Below are 20,950 nucleotides of genomic sequence, written 5' to 3'. Positions count from 1 at the left end.
CGATTTTGGGATGAAGACTACCGCTTGATTTTTTTAATATCTTGGATACGCTTCTCCGCAATGCGATTAGCCGCTTCAAAAGTAGAAATATTCTCTTCTTTTGATTTTTTCAAGACGTCTCTAGTCGCATTATAAATATTTTTGATCACAAATTCAGTGTGATCTACGCCGTAATTTTGAATTTCTGAATAGCAGCCGATTAATGCACCGGCGTTGATCAAATAGTCAGGTGCGTATAATATACCTCTTTCATGCAGAATAGAACTTGTAACAAGTTCATCTTTCAATTGATTATTGGCAGAACCAGCAATAATTTTGCATTGCATTTTCTGTGCGGATTCCGGATTTACCGTACCACCTAACGCACAAGGAGAATATACATCAAATTCGTGATCGAATACTTCATTGTAAGGTATTGGCTCAGCTTTGTACTTAGCCGCCACTTTCAGCATTTTTTCTTCCGTAATATCGCTGACATATACACGTGCATTCTCTTCACGTAACATCGCGATCAAACGTTCGCCAACACCACCTACTCCATGTACAATAACTTTTTTACCAGCAACATTTTCCGATCCGTATAATTCCTTTAAACAGGCTTTTATACCAAAATAAACACCTTGTGCAGCAAAAATGGAAGGATCACCGACACCGCTACCATGAATAGCCTTTGGTAGACCAGCAACGTGGTCAGTCTCGGTATAAATATGTTCTAAATCACGTTGTGTCGTACCTACGTCTAGTGAAGCAATGAAATTACCATTCAATCCTTCAATAAACTGGCCCAAACGGCGCAATAAAACCTCAGATTTGTCCAAACGGCTATTACCAATAATAACAGCACTTCCCCCGCCTAAATTCAATCCAGTGATGGCAGATTTATACGTAATGGCCTTGGATAAACGTAAAGCATCCTCAATAGCTTCTTCTGTACTTTCGTATGGTAACATACGAACTCCTCCTATCGCAGGCCCCAAGGTTGTATCATGGATCGCAACGATAGCTTTCAAGCCCACTAATTCATCATTACAGAAAAATAAGTTTTGATGGCCAGACTGGCTCATCAATTCAAAAATAGAATTTTGAGATGTTGACATAAAATGTACTACTCTAATTTGTTTTAATTTTTTAAGGTACTTGATGCAAAAGTAGGAAAATTATTCGTTGTGCATAACAACTTTTTTTATCCAAGACTTAACATTTGATTTCCGAATGACAGTAAATTCGCTTAAATCGTAAAGCATTTTGATGAATTAGTCCTACTTTTGTATTCGTAATATGAAGGATCTCGCCTACTTAAATAAGTACTTTTATAAATACCGCTGGAAACTGATTCCAGGGGTTATTTTCGTTATCATATCCAACTATTTTGGGGTATTGCCTGCAAAGGTAATTCGCGAAGCATTTGATTTGGTACAAGAAAACATCTATCTATACCGTCTATTTGATGGTTTCGACAGACAGGAACTCATCTATCAGGTATTTGGCACCAGCCTCCTATTTTTTGGTTTCGTCGTGCTCCTACTTTCGCTGCTGCGGGGCATATTTTTATTCTTTATGCGTCAGACGATCATTTTAACCTCGCGTTATATTGAATACGACCTCAAAAATGAGATCTATAATCATTACCAGGATTTAAACTTTGGTTTCTTTCGGAAAAACAACACCGGAGATCTCATGAGCCGCGCGACTGAAGACGTCAATCAGGTGCGTAACTACCTAGGACCTGCCATCATGTATGCGATCAATACCGTAGTTTTATCGATCATGGTCATCTATGCGATGTATAGCGTCAACGGAAGATTGGCCACTTATGCATTGGCGCCAATCCCGGTCCTATCGGTTATTATTTTATTTGTTAATAAAATCATTAACAAGCGTAGCTTAAAAATACAGAAACAACTGGCGAAACTTTCTTCCTTTGTCCAGGAGACTTTTGCTGGCATCCGAGTCATCAAAACCTACACCAGAGAACAAAATAAAATGCAGGAATTTGAGAAGGAAAGTACCATTTATCGGAACACGGCTCTTGATCTCGTCAAAGTACAGGCTGTTTTCTTCCCGCTTATTCTATTGCTTATTGGACTCAGTACAGTCATTACCATTTATATTGGTGGAATCGAAGTTGCCAAAGGAACAGTGACTGCCGGAAATATCGCCGAGTTTATCATCTATGTCAACCAGTTGACTTTCCCTGCCATGTCTTTGGCTTGGGTCACGTCATTGGTGCAACGTGCTGCCGCGTCACAAAAACGGATTAACGAATTCCTTCAAACCGAATCTCCTATCGTTAACGGCACAGCTGCCAAGGAACTGGAGGGCGAAATCAAGGTTAATGGGATCTCGTTTACTTATCCGGAAACCGGCATTCAGGCGATAAAAAATATATCGTTCCAAATCCCGATCGGCAAAACACTTGCTATTATCGGAAAAACAGGATCTGGAAAATCTACGCTGGCCAACTTACTACTTCGGATGTATGATATCGACAAAGGAAGTATTCATTATGATGGTCTTGAAATTAAAAACCTTGATTTCAAAAGCTTACGCCAACAGGTCGGATTCGTCCCACAAGATGTTTTCCTATTTTCGGATACCATTGCCAATAATATAGGCTTTGGTTTAGACCACTTTACACAGGAACAAGTGGAACAGGCTGCCAAAGATGCCGCTGTATACGACAATATTATCGCTTTTGAAGATGGATTTGAAACCGCTGTTGGAGAACGTGGTATTACCCTCTCCGGGGGGCAAAAGCAACGGGTATCCATCGCACGCGCTTTAATTAAGGAACCCAAAGTATTGATTTTTGATGACTGTCTTTCAGCCGTGGATACAAAAACGGAAGAAACCATTCTCCGTTCACTAAGCCGCATCATGAAAGGCAAGACCTGTATTTTTATTGCCCATCGCATCTCGACGATCAAGAATGCAGATCATATATTGGTGATGGATCAAGGAGAAATTGTAGAACAGGGTACACATGCTGAATTGATGGATAAAAGAGGTGAATATTTTGAACTCCATGAAAAGCAATTACTGGAAAGTGTGGAAGGATAAATAAAATATCCCTGAATTCAGCTAAAGGATCCAAGGGATATCTCTCCTAAATTTGTCTTAAATATTTAAGTCAAACATTTTACATTAAAGGATCATGGAGAGAACCCCTATTCAAAAGGCTACGTCAAACGACGGAAAAACAATTGCTATTATTTCTTACTTAACCATCATCGGCCTTGTTGCAGCCATCATTATGAACAACAAGGAAAAGACTGCTTTAGCGCAGTTCCATATCCGACAAAGTATAGGTATCTCCTTGACAGGAATGGCCTTGGGGCTGTTACGTTTTGTTCCAGGTATTGGCGGAATTGCCCTTAGTATTGTTGGATTGCTCCTACTCATTGCTCTTATATTGGGATTAATGTCTGCATTTGCCGGAGAGCGAAAGCCACTCCCTTTCATCGGTGAAAAATACCAGGAATGGTTTAATATGATATAATAGGCCTATAAATAACATGGAGCACCTCCCCATCAAAGATGCTCCATGTTTTAATTTTTTCTGAAATCCCTGTTTTTAATTGACCAAAGGCATCTTTAACGAGCTTTCACATCCGGCAGCGCTTTCTCCTCTTTAAAAAATACGGCAAATAACACAAGACAAAAACCAGAAATACCTGCAGGAATAAACCAAAGATATTCCCAAAATTGAGCAGCATAAGCTGTTTTTAGATAATCTGAAACTGCACCGGCAACCCAAAATCCGATTAACATCCCTACACCATACATCGCAATGGTAATAAGCCCCTGTGCAGAAGCTTTGTATTTTTCGCCGGCAATTCTATCGGTATAAATCTGGCCGACTACAAACATAAAATCATAGCAGATGCCATGTAATAATATTCCGAGTAGCAATAAGAATGAACGTTCCTGTCCGTCGCCGTATGCAAAAAACAAATAACGGAGTGCCCAGGCTGCAATCCCCAATAAAATCATCTTTTTATACCCCAGGCGTCTAAAGAAAAATGGAATCAACAACAGGCAGATGGCTTCGGAAAATTGCCCCAATGCCATTTTTGCTGTGGGATTCGGTATTCCGGCGTTGACAAAAAATGGATTGGCATTTTGATAATAGAACGAAATAGGTATACAGATGACAATTGCTGTCACAAAAAAAATCAGAAAGCTCCGCTGTTTTAAAAGCTTCAGCGCATCCAAACCGATCGCCTTGCCAAAATCAAATTTTTCATCCCTGAGTTTCACCTGCGGCGGAGTTTTTGGGAGGGCTAGACTAAAGAATGCCAGTAACAACGAGCAGACCGCCCCCATAATAAAGGTGTTGTGCAGAGCACCTGCCTGTATCGATTCGGGCGCATCCCAACGGAACAAATAACTGATGACAAGTCCCGAACAGATCCAACCGATCGTTCCCCAAACACGTATCCCCGGAAAATACTTCTTCGCATCTTCTATATGCCGGAATGCTATTCCATTGGACAAGGATAACGAAGACATGTAAGCCATAAAGTAAACAAACACATAGGGATAAAAATGTGTTGCATCAGGTGCTTGAGACATCCCGTAAAGTAGTCCAGCTCCAATGAGATGCAAAGCTGAAAGCACCCGCTCGGCATTAAAGTATCTGTCGGCGACAAAACCCACAAAAAAAGGAGCAAATACAGCACCAAGGGATTGTGTCGCAAAAATATTCGCTACCTCCATTCCTGAGGCATTGAGCGATTTAATCAAGTATGTTCCCAAAGTGACAAACCAGGCCCCTTTGATAAAATACTCTAAAAACATCATCAGGGACAATTGCACGCGTAATACTGGTTTCATCTATTCAGTTGTGTTGGAGGTGTTTGTTTTGATTCGGGCAATGCATTTCGCATAAAATTAAGCCAGTTCTTGCTAGCAATCTTTTCAAGATCGGTCTTATCATACCCTCTTTTTGACAGGATACCAAATACTTTTTGGATATCAGCAATAGTTTCCAGATCATAAGGACACTGCTCTCGGCCAAATGCTCCATCTAAATCGCTCCCCACGCCAACATGATCAACATTTCCTGCCAATTGACAAATATGATCAATATTGTGGGCCATGATTTTCATGGAGCAATTGCTTGTTTTAGGGTCGGATACACCGCGGACCCAATTCGGTACCATCATCCAAGCATCGAGCGCTACACCGATCACTGCTTTTTTCGAAACAAGAGTCTTGATCATTTCGTCACTGAACTGCCTACTATGGTCGACAAACTTGCGACAATTATTATGGCTTGCCCAAATGGCACCGTTATAACGTCCAACAGCGTCCCAAAACGCATCATCATTGAGGTGTGTTGCGTCTAATATCATCCCCAATCGCTCCATTTCCCGCAACAATAGGACGCCCTGTTCATTAAGCTTGCCCGATGAGTCGGTTCCGTTGGCATATCGCCCCGGTCCGTAATGCGCTGGTCCGACAGCTCTCAAACCATAATTATAAGCTGTTTCAAGATAACTGATATCTACAATTGAATCGGCTCCTTCCAGACTCAGCAGATATCCGATTGGCTTATCTACATGATCGCTGCCATTCGACCAAAGTGCTATATGTTGATCCAGATCAGCCTTTGTACAAATCATTTTCATTTGCCCATCGGCTTCCATTGCCTTATACCACGCAAGCTGCCCTTGCGTCTGCGCCCAAGCCTGTTCTGGGGAGTACCAGCCTGGTAAAGAGCTTTCGGGTTTTACGAATCGAGCGATTTGTGTGGCAACAACCAAACCAATATGACCACGACGCAATTCGTCAAAAGTGACTGTTGCCTTAGCCCGATCGGGCTTGTCATCCATCCCCTTTTCCCTGCGGTTGAGTTCCGTAATTGGCAATCGAAGATCCCGATTCCATTCCATGGCATTCATACTCAAATCCAAATGTGCATCGACCAAAAATGGCATTTCAAATTCGTACATATCAACAATTTATCTTTTTATTTCGTGCATAAACAGTCCACGTTTGATCTGCATGCCGTTCATGGACTACTTGAAGTTCGCCATAACAGGCTACGGTAGGACAGATATGGCGTGGTACAGCATACAGCGCATCCCCTAAGTGGAACTGCGCACTATCTGTCACCTCAACAACCAGATGTTCTTCACTCTGCATTTTTATTTCACCTATACGTGGATCGAAAAACTTGACGCGAGGCTGCGGCGATTCGCATGCAACGGATTTATACCCTAGGTCCAAGCACAGGTGTTTGTGATCAACAATAGAAACGACACGCGTTAGAAGTACCGCGGCAAGCATAAAATCTTGTTCTGCATAATTTTCGGCATAGCCAAAATCCCAAAACACAAAGGTTCCTGGGCTGCATTCTACATCGCTGCGTTCGGCATGAAAAGGGAAACTCGGTGAACCGCCAATCACTTTAGTCAATGGTTTAGAGGTGGATGTCTGCGCCATCAGGTAGGCCGTTTCAAGTATACCGTATGCCTGTTGGCATTGTTTTTCGCGAAGCTGATAATCCTTATCATGAATATGACCATCGTAGCCATGCATACCGACCAACTGAATACCATTCAGGAGATTGATATCCATAACGAGACGCTCAATCCCGTCTAAAGCTATCCCTGTACGTCCCATTCCAATATTAACATCCAAATAAACAGCGCTTCGCAAACCTTTCGACAGACTCCGCGCTGAAATCTCCTCTGCTGCATCGACATGATCCACAAGACAGGCAAAATGTGTTTGGGGAAAGGCGCTCACCAGATTCAAGAAACGATCTATCTTTGGCCCTACGGGCTGGTACGCCAGCAAAACATCTTTTGCACCGATAACACCCAATAGTTCTGCTTCTGCAATGGTTGCACACTTAAACTTTGTAATCCCCCTATCCATCATCAGCTGGCATACTTCACGACACTTGTTCGTTTTGATATGCGGCCGCAATCGGTCCGCCCGCCCATGCACAATGTGTAAAGCGCGGTCTATGTTCTTGACAATGCGATCAGGGTAGACCAGCAAGGCCGGCGAATCGACTTGATCGACATTTTGTATGTGACACCAAGTTTCCATACTATTCGGTTTAATATAACTCAAATAATGCTTCGATTTCCACTGGAATATTATCGGGCAAAGAACCGAATCCTACTGCGCTACGTGTTCCAATACCATTCTCTTCTCCCCAAACTGCAGCAAATAGTTCACTACAACCGTTAATCACACCGGGGTGATAAAGAAAATCCGAGGTACAATTGACCATACCCAATACTTTGATTACACGTTTGATTTTGTTCAAGGAACCCAAGTTGGTTTTAATGGTCGACAGCATGGTCAAACCGACCTGACGCGCGGCAAGTTTACCTTCTTCGGGGCTGATATCACTTCCAATTCGACCTATAATCAATGTGGCATCATCTTGTACAGGACCATGACCGGAAAGATACAGGTACTTACCATCAATGACGTATGGTTTATAAACACCTTTTGGTGCCGGTGCTGGAGGTAATGTCAAACCTAATTTTTCGAATTGTTCGTCTGCGTTGTACATCTTTAACGATTTTAAAGTTTAAAATAATAGCTAATATAAAATTAATTGCAATAGTAAAACAGCAAGGAGTCCAACAATGGAAACAATCGCCTCCATGATCGACCAGGAAAATAACGTATCCTTTACGCTAAGGCCAAAGTATTCTTTAAAAAGCCAAAATCCGGCATCATTGACATGGGAGAACATCAGACTTCCGGCCCCTATCGCCAATACCATGAGATTGGGATCCGCTTCTCCCCCTGTAACAATAGGGAGCAGCACGCCAGCGGCTGTCAACGCGGCGACTGTGGCCGAGCCGACACAACCTCTGATAACAGCTGTAATTAACCAGGCCAACAGTAAAGGTGAAATGGAGAGCTGCTGTAAGGTGTTGGCCAAAAGGAGACTGACTCCACTGTCTTCCATCACTTGTTTAAAGATTCCCGAACCAGCAATAATCAACAGTATCATGGCAATATCTTTCACAGCAGACTCATAAATTGTCATCACATTGGCCATCGATCGGCCCAATTTCAATCCTAAGAAATAGGTTGCTGCACTGAGCGCGATAACCATAACAACAGTGGGGTTGCCGACAAACTTCACGCCCTGCTGCAGCGCTATATTACTTGTATGGTAGCAATAAGGAAGCAGTGTAAATAGGACAATGAGTAATACCGGTAGCAGGGCTACAGCCAAACTTACCCCAACTGTCGGGCGCAGATACTGCGCTGATTCCGAGCGATCTTGCTCCCGAAAAATTGATTCTTGACTCGCCCGTATGTTTTTCAGGCATCTTCCAAAAATAGGGCCACCTAAAATAATAGCAGGTATAGCAATCAAAAGACCATAAATAAGTGTCAATCCCATATCGGCATGAAACAGGGCAACGAGAGCAACGGGAGAAGGATGCGGCGGAATAAAGCCATGTGTCACAGACAAAGCTGCCAGCATCGGTAATCCAATATATACTGCCGGCAACTTATACCGGTAGGAAATCGAAAATATCAAGGGGACTAATAAGACAAATCCGATTCCATAAAATAGTGGTATACCAACGATAAAACCCGTCAACATAAGCCCCCACTGAAGGTATCGCTCTCCCATTAAGCGGACCATTTGTTCAGCAATAATCTCAGCGGCCCCACTTTCAGCTACAATTTTCCCCAACATTGCGCCCAAAACAATGATCAACGTTAGGCTCCCCATAACGCCGGCAACACCTTTTTCAACGGTGCCTACCAACTGTGCCGGTGGAATTCCCAAACAAAGTCCACTTAGCAAGGAAACAACCAAAAATGCGAGAAAGGCATTGATCTTAAAATAAGTTATGCAAAGGATAAGCAAACAAATGCTGATTACAATGAGGATTATGGTCATTATATCATATCACGATTAGGTTTTCCCTCAATTTGAGAGCTTGTATAAAATTTGGTCTATTAAATCATTTTTTCATCCTGAAAGTAAGGATATTTTTCATTTTTTGCAAGAAAAATGAAAAAATGATACAAACAAAAACGGGTATAGCTCAAGCCATACCCGTTTTTGTTTACTCGCCGATGACTTTGATTTCATGGCCTGTCGTTCAGAAATAATGCAACCGTCTGCTGTTGCGACTTATTTTTTGGGGATCTCTTTGAGAATATCAAGCACAAAACTCCAAAATTTCTGCACCGAAGAAATGGAGACACGCTCTGCAGGCGAATGTGCACCTAAGATTGTTGGTCCAAAAGAAATCATATCCATTGCCGGATAGTTTGTCCCCAAGATACCGCATTCCAATCCGGCATGGCACGCCACGACTTCCGGAACTTCGCCATGTTGTCTCGTATAAATGGATTTGAGGACTTCTAAAATTTCAGAATTCGGATTAGGAGCCCATCCGGGATAATTGCCCGAAAAATCTACCTTAAAACCGCCCAGTTCAAATGCTGCCTGTAACGATTGGGCTAAATCAAATTTAGAAGTTTCAACAGAAGATCTGGTTAGACATTTGATGGAAACCTTTTCCCCGCCTACTTCTACTTTGGCAATATTATTGGAGGTTTCTACCAAGTCTTCAAAATCGGCACTCACACGATATACACCATTTAAGGCCGCATAAACGCTGTTGATCAAGTTTTCCTGCACGTTTACGGGAACGACTGTAGCATAAGCAGCATCAGTTTGCTTCACCACAATTTCCATAGCTGGTTCTGTCGTTGCAAATTCCAATTTAATATCCTGAGCCAATTGTGTTAGCTGCTGAACAAAGTCAGTTGCTTTATCCTTAACCACCACCACTTTGGCAACGCTTTCTCTCGGGATGGCGTTGCGGAGGCTTCCACCCAATAACGACGCAATACGCAATCCAAAATGTTCATAGCCTCTATAGAGCAGGCGATTCATTACCTTATTGGCATTGGCAAAACCTTTATGAATATCCATTCCAGAGTGCCCGCCATGTAGTCCTTTTACGGTAATTTCAAAAGATAACGTATCAAAAGGACAAGGTTCTGCGCTATAGGACTGCGTTGCCGTCACATCAATCCCGCCGGCACAGCCAATATCAATTTCAGTATCATTCTCTGTATCCAAATTGAGCAAGATTTCGCCCGAAAGTACACCGCCTTTTAAACCTAAAGCTCCTGTCATACCTGTTTCTTCATCAATGGTAAACAAAGCTTCAATAGCAGGGTGTACAATACTGGATGATTCCAGAATCGACATGATTGTCGCAACACCAAGACCATTATCTGCCCCTAAAGTGGTACCTTCTGCTTTTACCCAATCGCCATCAACGTACATCTTAATACCTTCATTATCGAAGTCAAAAACAGTATCGTTATTTTTTTGGTGCACCATATCTAAATGCGACTGCAAAACAATCGTTTTGCGATTCTCCATTCCCGGAGTAGCGGATTTTTTAATGAGCACGTTACCAATCTCATCAACGCTTGTTTCTAAACCCAAGGATTTACCAAAGTCTACCATAAAGGCAATCACGCGCTCTTCTTTTTTTGAAGCTCTGGGGACCGCATTCAATGCAACGAAATTTTTCCAAATTGCTTTTGGTTCTAAACTATTTTCAATCATATCTTAAATTTTTCCTTGGTCAAAGTTACTCGATTTTTATCAGATATCCGTTGATTATTGCCGGGGAATAAAACAAAAGACAATCGCTGATCGTTCTAATAAATGTGTAAACATGAACATAAAATTATGCATAAACCAGTACAAGTTGAACGAAAGGATATTTACTTTAAACCGGATAAGAAAAGAGTTCTCGCACGTTTTTTTTTCCTTGGCGATGACCGTACAATAAAAATTATCAGGCGCATTTTATCCCTTAATGAGTCGGAACGGAAAGAAGTCTTTGGACAGGTTTTACGAAGCTATACGAAAAGACATCGTAGCATTGCCCATATCTTTGAACGAAATTTTGACCGGGTAAGCCACCTTTTGGAGAAGATTCCATTTTCAAAGGAGAAGCTAAGTCATATCGACAAGTTGCTGATCGGCTCTTACTTTACCATGGAATATTCCATTGAATCGGCAGCGTTATTTAATCCCTCCATTATCGAACATCCGGATCAGACCGAATTATTCAAAGGTGAAAAACGGGTTATTTTAAGCTTCAGGGCCACCGGAGAAGGTCATGTCTCTTCGATCGTTTTTCGCTCGGGCACCTTGGATGTCGACAATAATATCCATATCGACTATATCGGTAATCTATTGGATAAACCCATGCAAGTTAAAAACCACCGGTATCACAAGGAGTCCTTCTTAAAGAAGATGAATGAGCTACATGCGGAACCAACGGAAGTTAAGTCCAAACTCGAGGAAAAGCTAACGGAGACATTTACGTATGAGGAACTTAAGCGGTACATCGATGAAGTGCGGCGGGAGAGTGAAGAAAATCTTGAAAATGTGACATTTTTACAACAGGCGCTCTGGCTCGCTTCCTCGCATTATGAAATGACTTTTTCATTGGACACTTCCATTTCGGAACGCGTGATATTTCCGCTCGCCGACACAGAAAAAAGAGGGATAGAAGACGCCCGTTTTGTCCAGTTCAAAACTGAGAAGAATGAGAGCATCTATTATGCTACCTACACAGCCTACGACGGATTTAGTATCCTTCCTAAACTGCTCACCACAAAAGATTTTTATCATTTTAAGGTGAAACCCATCTATGGTGAAATTGCCAATAAAGGTGCGGCACTATTTCCAAGAAAAATAAATGGGCGCTACGCCATGCTCTGTCGAATTGACGGTGAAAACAATTATATTGCTTACTCCAACAATATCAACATATGGCAGGAAACGGCAATCCGCATTCAAGAACCTGAATATCCCTACGAATTTGTCCAGATCGGCAATTGTGGCTCACCGATTGAAACTCAATATGGCTGGCTAATCCTGACCCATGCCGTGGGCCCGATGCGCGAGTATGTTTTGGGGGCCTCCCTTCTGGACCTGGACAACCCCCATGTTGAAATTGGACGACTACATAGCCCATTGATGACCCCAAACGATGAAGAACGGGAAGGCTATGTACCAAACGTCATTTATTCCTGCGGTGCCCTGGTCCACAATGAACACCTCATTTTACCGTATGCAATGTCTGATTATGAGTCGACTTATGCCACCATCAAGCTTGAAGACTTATTGCTGGCTATCTTGAATCCTGATCGCTATCATTAAAGGCACGAGAAACCACAATATAGGCCAAATAGAAACAGAGGGTGCTTTCAGCCCCTTGGTTTCTATTGATGCCATAAGCCTCCAGTCCATCACAGCAACCTTTGGTTTCCTCATCGTAGAGTCCGAGTCTAAGATCATTCTCGCCCAAGAACCAGCGGAATGAGGCTATCATTCGGGTAAAATAAACCTTTTTATTCGTCAGTCGAAAAGCTTCGCGATACATAAATACCATGGCTGTAACATCGAGCGGCTGCTGACCAAACTTGCTGACATGCTTGCCCTGCTTGGCCCATTCCTGGTTTCCAACCAACGAAAGCGCACCATTTTGGATCGTAATGCTTTCGAGAAACTTTAATGTCGTTAGCCCCAATTGTTTTATTGTCTCATCATTTAAAAAAGGATATGCTGTCAAAAACGCATAAGGTAATATTGCATTATCATACGCCAATACGGATTCAAACCATTGCCAGTGTTCATCTGAACTCGCTTCGTATTCCCGCACAAGTTTGCCGATAAGCGTCCGCATCAGCTCTATCATGACCTCGTCATTGGATTGATGATGTAAATATTCGGCAATTCCCAGCACAGTATACGCTATCGCCCGATTGGAGCGCAACTGACCGAAATTCGGCACAGCTCTAAAAAATAACTCGTGTCCCAATTGATAATAACTGGTTAATTTAGTTTTACGAAGAAGCACCCCCAAGGCCCATATCGTTCGTCCAAAGGAATCCTCCGAACCGACTTCATCCAAGAAATTATGCTGGAAATCCATAAAATTATGAAAAAGACCGTCTTCGCGCTGATGATAATAAATATAACTCAGGTAGGTGGAAATACGGCGGTCTAATTTCTTATCAGCAAAATCATCCTGGGCTAATAAAGCAAGTAAAAGTGCCCTCGCATTATCGTCGAGACAGTAGCCTTCTTTATAATTGGGCAAAGAATAAGTTGCGTGCTGTAAGATACCCACCTGATTGGTCAACCTATCGATATGCTTCCAGCTGAATTTAGGCATCTCATCTTTACTAAATCCTGCGTTTTCTTTAAGGCCGTCGTAGGTAGGTATGATTTTATTTAAAATCCGTGTATACCGGAGGCCAATATTTTTCCAGGTGAGCTCCTTTCCAAATGCACTGGCATTGTCCCGCAAGGTGGTACGATAATCCAAATTTGAAAACAAGTTTTTAAGCGCTTCAGCCATCTTGGCTGAATTTTTAAATTCGACCAATACCCCCCTTCCATCAGCCAGCAGTTCCTTGGCGTGCCAGTAAGGCGTAGAGACCACCGCAGCTCCGGCACCAATGGCGTAAGATAACGTTCCACTCGTAATCTGCGCCTCATTAACATAAGGGGTGACATAAACGTCACAGGCACAAAGATACTCTACCAGATCGGCCTGGCTCACAAAGGAATTAACAAATTGGACGTGCTCCTGCAACTGATAAGCTTCCACGAGACTGCCTAGATACTCCCGATACTCCTCTCCCGAATGCGCCAACACATTAGGGTGTGTTTTGCCAACGACCAGGTACAACAGATCTGGTTCATCTTTAACGACTTCAGGCAAGGATTCAATCACCATTTCGATGCCCTTGTTGCGTCCCAGGAAACCAAATGTCAATAACACTTTCTTGCCAGAAAGACCTTTTTTAAGCTTTGCAAGCTCATGTTCCAAGGTAAACTCGGGCACACCATGGTGTATCAGTCTAACTTTCGTGGTATTGACCCTATAAATGGATTTGAGTAAAGTAACCGCATAATTACTCATGACGATTACAATCGAAGCCCTTTTTACAATTTCAATGAGAATAGCCTTTTCATCAACATTCGGCTTCTCAAGAATGGTATGAAAATTAACTAACAATGGAATATGCAATGCGTTAACCAACGATAAGATATATATTCCACTATTACCACCGAAGATGCCATATTCATGCTCCAATATCACACAGTCATAGCCATGTTCATTAATATAGTTGGCTGCTTCAATATAGGACAATTGATCATACTGGTCTATTTTAAAGACAACTTCACTGGGATAATCATAGTCCCGGTCAGCGACAGCATAAACGTGCTGTGTTAATTCCTGATTATGCAACGCAACAGCATGCAACAAATCCGATGTAAAAGTGGCGATGCCACATTCTTTGGGCAAGTAAGTACTTATATAAGCGATCTTCATTGAAATAATAATTTTGAATACAGCTACGACGAAGGCAGTAGCATACGTGTGTCCATTATCTAAATGCTTTTCGAAGGAAAATTGTTTGTCACAACTGCAATGAATTAAATCGGAAGAAGGTGCTAAACCACCTTGTGTAGATAAGCTCCTGTTACAAAACTTGGCGCTGCAACGCAGCCCATTTGATGGAAACAGGGTATCCATTGGTTATGCTTAGTTGAAAACAAGGGCCATTGATTATGCAAAAAAAACTCAATAACCCAGATTCACAAGGCGTAGATTGCTATTGCATTTAAAAATCAATTTATCTAAGTTTGTTGCGGAAAAATGGGCATTGAATGAAATCAGCAAAGGAAAAAATGATTGCCGGCCTTCCCTATATCGATTCGGAGGGGCAATTATTTAAGGAAAGACAATACGCAAAAGAAGAACTTAAACGGTTTAACGATTCGGAGCCTAAACACCTGAAATTCAGAAAACAGATTATTCAAAAACTTTTTAAATCGACGGGAACTCGATTCTTTCTCGAACCTCCTTTTCGTTGCGATTATGGTTACAATATTGCTATTGGTGAGAACTTTTACAGCAATTATAATTGTACAATATTAGACGGTGCACCAGTTACCATAGGTGATAATGTATTATTTGGTCCTAATGTAAGCCTCTTCACAGCCGGCCATCCCCTCCATTTTGAAGCAAGAAATCAAGGTTGGGAGTTTGCGTTGCCTATCGTAATCGAAGATAATGTATGGATCGGTGGACAGGTTGTCGTCAATCCCGGCGTGCGAATCGGAAAAAATTCGGTCATTGGTTCTGGATCAGTCGTCACAAAAGATATTCCAGCAGACGTCGTAGCTGCAGGTAATCCGTGCCGGGTTATACGTAACATTACCGAAGCGGATCGGATCACCTATGCTGAAAATCCGTAAGGATCACAAGGAGCAGCACCGGTGTGCAGCCATAACCTACCTCATGGCTCATTGTCGGGCATGAGATCATTGGTTGGCGGTAATGAATACGTGATCATGAGCTCCTCCTTTTGTTTTATAGGAACAAAACCATTACTTTCCCAAAAATGCTGCTGTGCAGAGGGCGCTTCGGCTTGGAGCATTTTACCACCGAACGTATCGATAAATAGTCGCGCATGTTTCAATAATGCTGTGCCTACACCTTTCAGTCTTACATGTGGAGCAACAGCGAGGAAATGGATTGTATAAGTATCACCTGAACTAATCAGGCTCAGCACGCCTACTACTTCGTTTCCGTCGTAGGCGGCAAAATGCGTCGCTTCAAAATCGCCCTCCAACATCACCTCGGCCAACTTACCTTCCAGAGCGAAAACCTCTTTTCGAAGTTTCCAGGTCCGGGCGGCAAAAACTTGTTCAATGTACCAATCTATCATAATCCTTTTTCTAATGAGATAAATGCGTCGGAAAGATGATTAATGGTATCCGAAGGTAATAAGGAATAGGCACCAATCGTCTTAACTGCAATATCTGCCGCGCGCCCATGGATATATACCCCCATAATTAAAGCTTCTTTAGAAGAATAGCCCTGTCCAAGCAAGGAGGTAATAATCCCTGTCAGTATATCGCCACTGCCTCCTGTTGCCATGCCCACGTTGCCTGTACTATTGAAGTAAACGAGCCCATCAGGCATAACCATTGCACTATTTGCCCCTTTTATTAACAGGTACAACTGATGTTTACGCGCAAAAGCTTTCACTTTCTCAATCTTTTCGAAATCATCTTGCCAAGCACCCAATATCCGGCTAAGTTCTTTGGGATGGGGTGTTAATATACTGTGCGCTGGAACAGAGGCCCAAAGATCTGGTTCGCGGGCAAGAATATTTAAAGCATCAGCATCTAATACCAAAGGGGTATCATTAACCTGAGTTATAAATACCTTTAACGCATCAATTGTATGGGATGCTGTTCCCATCCCGATTCCGATACCCACTGACTGATAACCTGTCAATAAGGGGAATTGACTAATGAAATCTTGTTGGAGATCAGTCATCACCATCGCTTCGGGCACGGCAGTCTGTAAAATAGTATTACCGCAGTTAGGTACATAAGCTGAGGCTAAACCGCAACCCGCTCGAAGAGCCGCTTTTAGCGCAAGCTGAACAGCCCCCATTTTACCTTTACTTCCGCCAATAATCAGGGTATGACCAAATGTTCCCTTATAATCAAATCTCCTTCGTTGTCGATAAAAGGACCTAAGGAAGGACTCGTCGACATAAAACAGATTGGTTTCTGCCAATTCAATTGCACGTTGGCTAAGACCGATATCCAATACCTTGAAGTCTTTTACATACCATTGGTTTTCGGGTATTAGCAAGGCTATCTTTGGAAACTGAAAGGTATATACCATATCTGCCTTTACAATGGGAACATCTTTAGCTGTCTTTTCATCAGCCAGCAGCCCAGAAGGCATATCGATCGAATAGATTGTTGCACCACATCCATTTATACTGGAAATTATACCATTCCAGTCAGCTGTCAGTGCCCGCTTTAATCCATATCCAAACAAGCAATCCAGTACGATTGCATCGGAAGGAATATCAATCTGGTCTTCCGCTGCAATTTTTTGAATCATATGATTGGGTAAACGCTTTTGATTGGTAAGATTATCTACGGAGTAATCCTTAACATCCACTAAATAAACCTTGACTTGGGCCTGTTGTTGATCCAACAGACCCGCCAGCACCAAACCATCGCCGCCGTTGTTTCCCTTACCACAAAAAATATAAAAGGTACTTTGCTCCAATCGTGAATGAAGCTTTTTAATTTCCTCAAAAACAACTGTTGCAGCTCGTTCCATCAGGTCAAGACTACTAATTTTCTGATCCTTTAAGGTTTCACTATCAATCCCGTTTATCTGCTGAGCGGAAAGTATCTTCATGTCGTTTCTATTTTTATTGAAAGTACCTATTCTCAAGCTCAATTAAAAATCTCTGTATACTTTTTGGTAGGCGATAGCAATCCTAAAGTAGGATACCAAGAAGGATGCTACCGCCTAACTCGTGTAAGTCACAATTTCTATGCACTTGTTGTTACCTCTTTCACCCCGCCTGTCCGTTTCAAGGTACCCCAAGTATTTAATTCACCTTTAATCGCTTTTCTGACAGACTTGAATAAAACGAAATACATCAGTTGACGCCAGAAAAAACGCTGCGGAAACAAATAAATTAAATTGCTAAGCTTCTCGCCTTCCATTTTAAAGGCAATGCCTGCAAAGAACATATCCACGAATACAAAAAGGAAGTAATAAAACATCACTTGACCAAAACCATTATGCAGTGAAAATAATCCTGCAATTCCTGTCCAGCTGATACCATTTACCTCGCTTAGGGAGAAAAGACCGCTCACCAGAGAGAATAACATAAAAATATCGGCCAAGGGCGCAAATAAAGGAAGTATAATCTGAAAAATCAGAATATTAGGCATTCCGACCATACCAAAATAGCCATATTTGGGATTTAACAGGGTTTGTTTATTTTTCCAAAAACTCTGCAACACACCAAAGCTCCAACGGAAACGCTGCTTGAAGAGCATTTTTACCGTATCTGGTGCTTCCGTATAAGCGATTGCTTCAGATGAATTTCGCACGGTATAACCCGCTCTTAATATACGCATGGTTAAATCACAATCTTCCGCTAATGTATCCTTTGTAAATCCACCCACTTCCAAAATAACAGATCTACGAAAGGCGCCAATTGCCCCTGGTACGACCGATATCATGTTGAGCAAATCGAAAGCTCTCCTATCCATATTCTGTGAAGTAATATACTCGATCGATTGCCAATGTGTCAATATATTATGGACATTTCCTACTTTAACACTTCCTGCGACAGCAGCGACTTGAGATTTGTTAAAATATTTCATCAACTGCTTTAGCGCATCTGTCTTCAGTTGAGTATCGGCATCGATACAGAGCACAAACTGAGCATCGGATTGCTCGATACCATAGTTAAGCGCAGATGCTTTCCCTCCGTTTGGTTTTGTAAATAACCTGACTTTAGGATGATCGCCATACACCTTACTGACCATCTCAAAAGTTTTATCTTTCGATCCATCATCAACGAAAATCAACTCATAATTGGGGTAATCCAAATTCAACAGGCTTTTTATAGTTGCCAACACGGTTATTTCCTCATTATAGGCCGGAATGATCACACTTACCTTCTCCCGACGATCCACAACCAATTGAGATTGCTCTTTTTTACTTTTTTGTTTTTGCCGGATTGCCAAATAAGCAATCATTGCTGTTCTAAAAATTGCCAATACAATGGCAATGGAAAAAACCAGATTCAAAAAGATGTTACCATAAAACAATGTTCCTAAGAACAAGCGGTTGGAAGATCCACTAAATCCCGAATCGGAAGCATTTTCAACAGGTGGCATCAATTCATCTCGTTTTTTGCCCATTAAATCACCAATCGTTGCAAATTTATATCCATGCGATTTAAAATAATGAATAATACGTGGCAAGGCGGCTATGGTCGCTTCTCGATTGCCTCCAGCATCATGTAATAGGATAATATTCCCGTTATCGCGTCGTTTGATGACTTCATTATAGACTTCATCTGCTGTACGGCCAGGTAACCAATCGTTGGGATCGATGTATTCGCCAATATTGATATAGTTCTCTTTACGGCTCTGGGCCACGGGCAGAATTTCGGCCACCGTCTGTGGTTCGGCATCCGCATTAAAAGGAGCTCTGAAAAGAATTGTACTATGACCGGTTATACATTCAATGATCTTTCGGGTGGCGTTCAACTCGAACTTAACACGATTTGGCCCTATTGTGGACATATCGGGGTGAAAAAAAGTATGGTTACCGATTTCATGTCCCTCCTGGTATTCGCGACGGACCAGATCCATATTTTTCTCAGCCATCACACCCACAAGAAAGAAAGCTCCCGGAACACGTTCTTTTTTTAAGATGTCCAATACTTGTGGCGTATATGTCGGATCAGGCCCATCATCGAATGTGAGCACCACCGTCTTGTCTCTTTCTCCAAAGCGCTTAATAACGTAATTACTCGGTGTTTTTACATACACTTGGTCCTGAATCATTAGCGTCGATGGATCGTAAGTAAATTTAACTTCCCCAGGAGCCGGGCTATTGACCAAATCCAAAATTTCCCCATCGCCAATATATTGAATCCCTCCCACATTGATCTGACTTATTTTCCGAAAGTCAAAAGGCTCTTTTTTCAAATTTTCTTGATTCAATGATCTGGAAATAAACGACCATAAACGAGCGTCTTCACTTCCCAAACGCCAAAGAGCAATGCCTGCAAGGCCCCAGTCATCGGCTTTGCGGATGAGATTGAAATAAGTTGCGGCATCGGTGAAATAGACATCATGGCGCATCCCCGCACCATCTGTATAGCTGAAGTTGAGATTGGAAGATTGGGGATCAAAAGTAATCTTAGCATTGTAATTATGCGCCAAGATAACGGCGTTATCATACGTCAACGTTTTGCCCACCCGATCTTTCGGCCAGTCATATCCATAACATGCCAAAGCCAAAATCACTTTGTCTGCATCGATCTTATTGCAAAGTTCATCCAGGTTCTTTTCAACCCATGCCTGATGTGAAATGGCCCCAGCATTACTTTCAATGGAATGCTGATCATAAGCCATCAAAATAATATAATCGTTATATTTTTGTAAGGAAATGGGATCGTAATCATCATTTTCAGGCGAGATATCTTGCGTGACAAGCAGGCCCTCCGTATGAAATACGGTATAGATATGCGCCATAAAATCGTTTAATGGCTGGTGGTCATCCAACTGTAAATTCTCAAAGTCGATATTTATGCCTGCAAAACCATTACGCTTCACTTTAAGAAGGATGTCGTCTATAAAACGTTGTTGTTTATCCGGATTAAGCAAAATAGCCTTTACAGTCTGCCCATCAAAATCGTTACCACTGAAATTGGAAATCTGCGCAATTGCTTTACGCTTATATTGATGGATCACCTTAAGCGCAGCAGTATCTGCTTTATCGACCACGGTATCTTGATTAGGTACCGTAAAAAAGGACTCCATGGCGACCATATCCAAATGACCTATATTTCGGCGTAAATCAGATAAAGACTGTTCACGAACTTCATTAGACCAAGAACTGACATAAAAGCCCATATTGATCCTGTCTTTGGTACCAATATGTTTCAAATGCTTCAGCTCACGGTCACGTTTAATCTTCTCCAATTCGGATTTTACAATGGTAAACTCCTTGAATTGTTTGGATTTTTTTAATCTGGCGGTGGACTTTTCGGTCAATGCTGTGTTGGTATTAATTGTTGGAAAAGGAGGAATCTGAATCTTTCCCAATGTATAAACCACACATATCACACCAATGATCAAACCTATTACCAATGCGCTGCTCATCCATGAAAAAGCGTACCAGCGCTTTTTGCTTGACGTCTGAAAAATCTGTTTTCCTGACATAATCGTATTCTTTTTAACTTCGGCTAAGCTACATCAGAAAATGATCCAAAAAGCGGATGAGTAGCTTAAAAATTTCTTAATTTTCTCAAATGA

The 20,950-nt window shown here is 42.0% G+C and carries 15 protein-coding genes; 4 read left to right on the top strand and 11 right to left on the bottom strand.

What is annotated here, in order from left to right; all coding sequences use genetic code 11:
- Positions 1-17: 17 nt before the first annotated feature.
- Entirely contained in the window at positions 18-1,097 is a 1,080-nt protein-coding gene (locus B3297_RS07755) for a Glu/Leu/Phe/Val family dehydrogenase (protein ID WP_046674513.1), read from the bottom strand.
- A 181-nt stretch (positions 1,098-1,278) separates the two neighbouring features.
- On the opposite strand from B3297_RS07755, the gene B3297_RS07750 reads away from it, so the two are divergent.
- Both B3297_RS07750 and B3297_RS07745 read left to right on the top strand, forming a co-directional pair.
- Complete coding sequence (locus B3297_RS07750; RefSeq protein WP_112376159.1) at positions 1,279-3,060, top strand: ABC transporter ATP-binding protein; 1,782 nt, start codon at positions 1,279-1,281, stop codon at positions 3,058-3,060.
- Positions 3,061-3,154: 94 nt separating this feature from the next.
- Positions 3,155-3,499: a hypothetical protein gene (locus B3297_RS07745; RefSeq protein ID WP_070565551.1), complete on the top strand. Its 345-nt coding sequence runs from the start codon at positions 3,155-3,157 to the stop codon at positions 3,497-3,499.
- A 95-nt stretch (positions 3,500-3,594) separates the two neighbouring features.
- Here the strand turns inward: B3297_RS07745 and B3297_RS07740 are convergent, their stop codons facing one another.
- The 6 genes from B3297_RS07740 to B3297_RS07715 form a co-directional block, all read right to left on the bottom strand.
- Positions 3,595-4,836, bottom strand: a complete 1,242-nt coding sequence (locus B3297_RS07740) for an MFS transporter (RefSeq protein WP_112376158.1) — start codon at positions 4,834-4,836, stop codon at positions 3,595-3,597.
- Positions 4,833-5,957, bottom strand: coding sequence for a dipeptidase (locus B3297_RS07735; protein ID WP_286778716.1), 1,125 nt, complete (start codon positions 5,955-5,957; stop codon positions 4,833-4,835). Before B3297_RS07735 ends, B3297_RS07740 begins: the two co-directional genes overlap by 4 nt.
- Before the next feature lies 1 nt (position 5,958).
- Complete coding sequence (locus tag B3297_RS07730) at positions 5,959-7,065, bottom strand: D-TA family PLP-dependent enzyme (protein WP_070565555.1); 1,107 nt, start codon at positions 7,063-7,065, stop codon at positions 5,959-5,961.
- Between the two features lie 10 nt (positions 7,066-7,075).
- Positions 7,076-7,540, bottom strand: coding sequence for a RidA family protein (locus B3297_RS07725; RefSeq protein WP_046674510.1), 465 nt, complete (start codon positions 7,538-7,540; stop codon positions 7,076-7,078).
- Positions 7,541-7,570: 30 nt separating this feature from the next.
- Complete coding sequence (locus tag B3297_RS07720) at positions 7,571-8,899, bottom strand: gluconate:H+ symporter (protein WP_070565556.1); 1,329 nt, start codon at positions 8,897-8,899, stop codon at positions 7,571-7,573.
- Positions 8,900-9,136: 237 nt separating this feature from the next.
- The gene (locus B3297_RS07715) at positions 9,137-10,594 is read right to left on the bottom strand and encodes an aminoacyl-histidine dipeptidase (protein ID WP_070565558.1); all 1,458 of its coding nucleotides are present in this window, start codon (positions 10,592-10,594) and stop codon (positions 9,137-9,139) included.
- Positions 10,595-10,720: 126 nt separating this feature from the next.
- Here B3297_RS07715 and B3297_RS07710 point away from each other — a divergent pair, with 126 nt between their 5' ends.
- On the top strand, positions 10,721-12,205 hold the full coding sequence (locus B3297_RS07710) for a glycoside hydrolase family 130 protein (RefSeq protein ID WP_070565560.1): 1,485 nt from the start codon (positions 10,721-10,723) through the stop codon (positions 12,203-12,205).
- On the opposite strand, the gene B3297_RS07705 is transcribed toward B3297_RS07710, so the two are convergent.
- Positions 12,177-14,390, bottom strand: a complete 2,214-nt coding sequence (locus B3297_RS07705; RefSeq protein WP_070565698.1) for a glycosyltransferase family 4 protein — start codon at positions 14,388-14,390, stop codon at positions 12,177-12,179. The two genes, B3297_RS07710 and B3297_RS07705, sit on opposite strands and share 29 nt — an antisense overlap.
- A gap of 338 nt (positions 14,391-14,728) precedes the next feature.
- Between B3297_RS07705 and B3297_RS07700 the strand changes: the two genes are divergently transcribed.
- On the top strand, positions 14,729-15,319 hold the full coding sequence (locus B3297_RS07700) for a sugar O-acetyltransferase (RefSeq protein WP_070565562.1): 591 nt from the start codon (positions 14,729-14,731) through the stop codon (positions 15,317-15,319).
- A 41-nt stretch (positions 15,320-15,360) separates the two neighbouring features.
- Here the strand turns inward: B3297_RS07700 and B3297_RS07695 are convergent, their stop codons facing one another.
- The 3 genes from B3297_RS07695 to B3297_RS07685 form a co-directional block, all read right to left on the bottom strand.
- Positions 15,361-15,792 (bottom strand): GNAT family N-acetyltransferase, encoded by a 432-nt coding sequence (locus B3297_RS07695; RefSeq protein ID WP_070565564.1) that lies wholly within the window; start codon positions 15,790-15,792, stop codon positions 15,361-15,363.
- Positions 15,789-17,297: an NAD(P)H-hydrate dehydratase gene (locus B3297_RS07690; protein WP_286778715.1), complete on the bottom strand. Its 1,509-nt coding sequence runs from the start codon at positions 17,295-17,297 to the stop codon at positions 15,789-15,791. Before B3297_RS07690 ends, B3297_RS07695 begins: the two co-directional genes overlap by 4 nt.
- A gap of 137 nt (positions 17,298-17,434) precedes the next feature.
- The gene (locus B3297_RS07685; protein WP_286778714.1) at positions 17,435-20,857 is read right to left on the bottom strand and encodes a glycosyltransferase; all 3,423 of its coding nucleotides are present in this window, start codon (positions 20,855-20,857) and stop codon (positions 17,435-17,437) included.
- Between the last annotated feature and the right edge of the window lie 93 nt (positions 20,858-20,950).

It is taken from the genome of Sphingobacterium sp. UBA3519, from assembly GCF_002377215.1.
GTDB classification, from domain to species: Bacteria; Bacteroidota; Bacteroidia; order Sphingobacteriales; family Sphingobacteriaceae; genus Sphingobacterium; species Sphingobacterium multivorum.
Note: the sequence above shows the minus strand (reverse complement) of the source record. Positions and strands in the feature narration are given on the sequence as shown.

Bases quoted from the DNA above. Each gene is read 5' to 3' on its own strand.
- B3297_RS07755 (WP_046674513.1), bottom strand. From the start codon at position 1,097: ATGTCAACATCTCAAAATTCTATTTTTGAATTGATGAGCCAGTCTGGC.
- B3297_RS07750 (WP_112376159.1), top strand. From the start codon at position 1,279: ATGAAGGATCTCGCCTACTTAAATAAGTACTTTTATAAATACCGCTGG.
- B3297_RS07745 (WP_070565551.1), top strand. From the start codon at position 3,155: ATGGAGAGAACCCCTATTCAAAAGGCTACGTCAAACGACGGAAAAACA.
- B3297_RS07740 (WP_112376158.1), bottom strand. From the start codon at position 4,836: ATGAAACCAGTATTACGCGTGCAATTGTCCCTGATGATGTTTTTAGAG.
- B3297_RS07735 (WP_286778716.1), bottom strand. From the start codon at position 5,957: ATGTACGAATTTGAAATGCCATTTTTGGTCGATGCACATTTGGATTTG.
- B3297_RS07730 (WP_070565555.1), bottom strand. From the start codon at position 7,065: ATGGAAACTTGGTGTCACATACAAAATGTCGATCAAGTCGATTCGCCG.
- B3297_RS07725 (WP_046674510.1), bottom strand. From the start codon at position 7,540: ATGTACAACGCAGACGAACAATTCGAAAAATTAGGTTTGACATTACCT.
- B3297_RS07720 (WP_070565556.1), bottom strand. From the start codon at position 8,899: ATGACCATAATCCTCATTGTAATCAGCATTTGTTTGCTTATCCTTTGC.
- B3297_RS07715 (WP_070565558.1), bottom strand. From the start codon at position 10,594: ATGATTGAAAATAGTTTAGAACCAAAAGCAATTTGGAAAAATTTCGTT.
- B3297_RS07710 (WP_070565560.1), top strand. From the start codon at position 10,721: ATGCATAAACCAGTACAAGTTGAACGAAAGGATATTTACTTTAAACCG.
- B3297_RS07705 (WP_070565698.1), bottom strand. From the start codon at position 14,390: ATGAAGATCGCTTATATAAGTACTTACTTGCCCAAAGAATGTGGCATC.
- B3297_RS07700 (WP_070565562.1), top strand. From the start codon at position 14,729: ATGAAATCAGCAAAGGAAAAAATGATTGCCGGCCTTCCCTATATCGAT.
- B3297_RS07695 (WP_070565564.1), bottom strand. From the start codon at position 15,792: ATGATAGATTGGTACATTGAACAAGTTTTTGCCGCCCGGACCTGGAAA.
- B3297_RS07690 (WP_286778715.1), bottom strand. From the start codon at position 17,297: ATGAAGATACTTTCCGCTCAGCAGATAAACGGGATTGATAGTGAAACC.
- B3297_RS07685 (WP_286778714.1), bottom strand. From the start codon at position 20,857: ATGTCAGGAAAACAGATTTTTCAGACGTCAAGCAAAAAGCGCTGGTAC.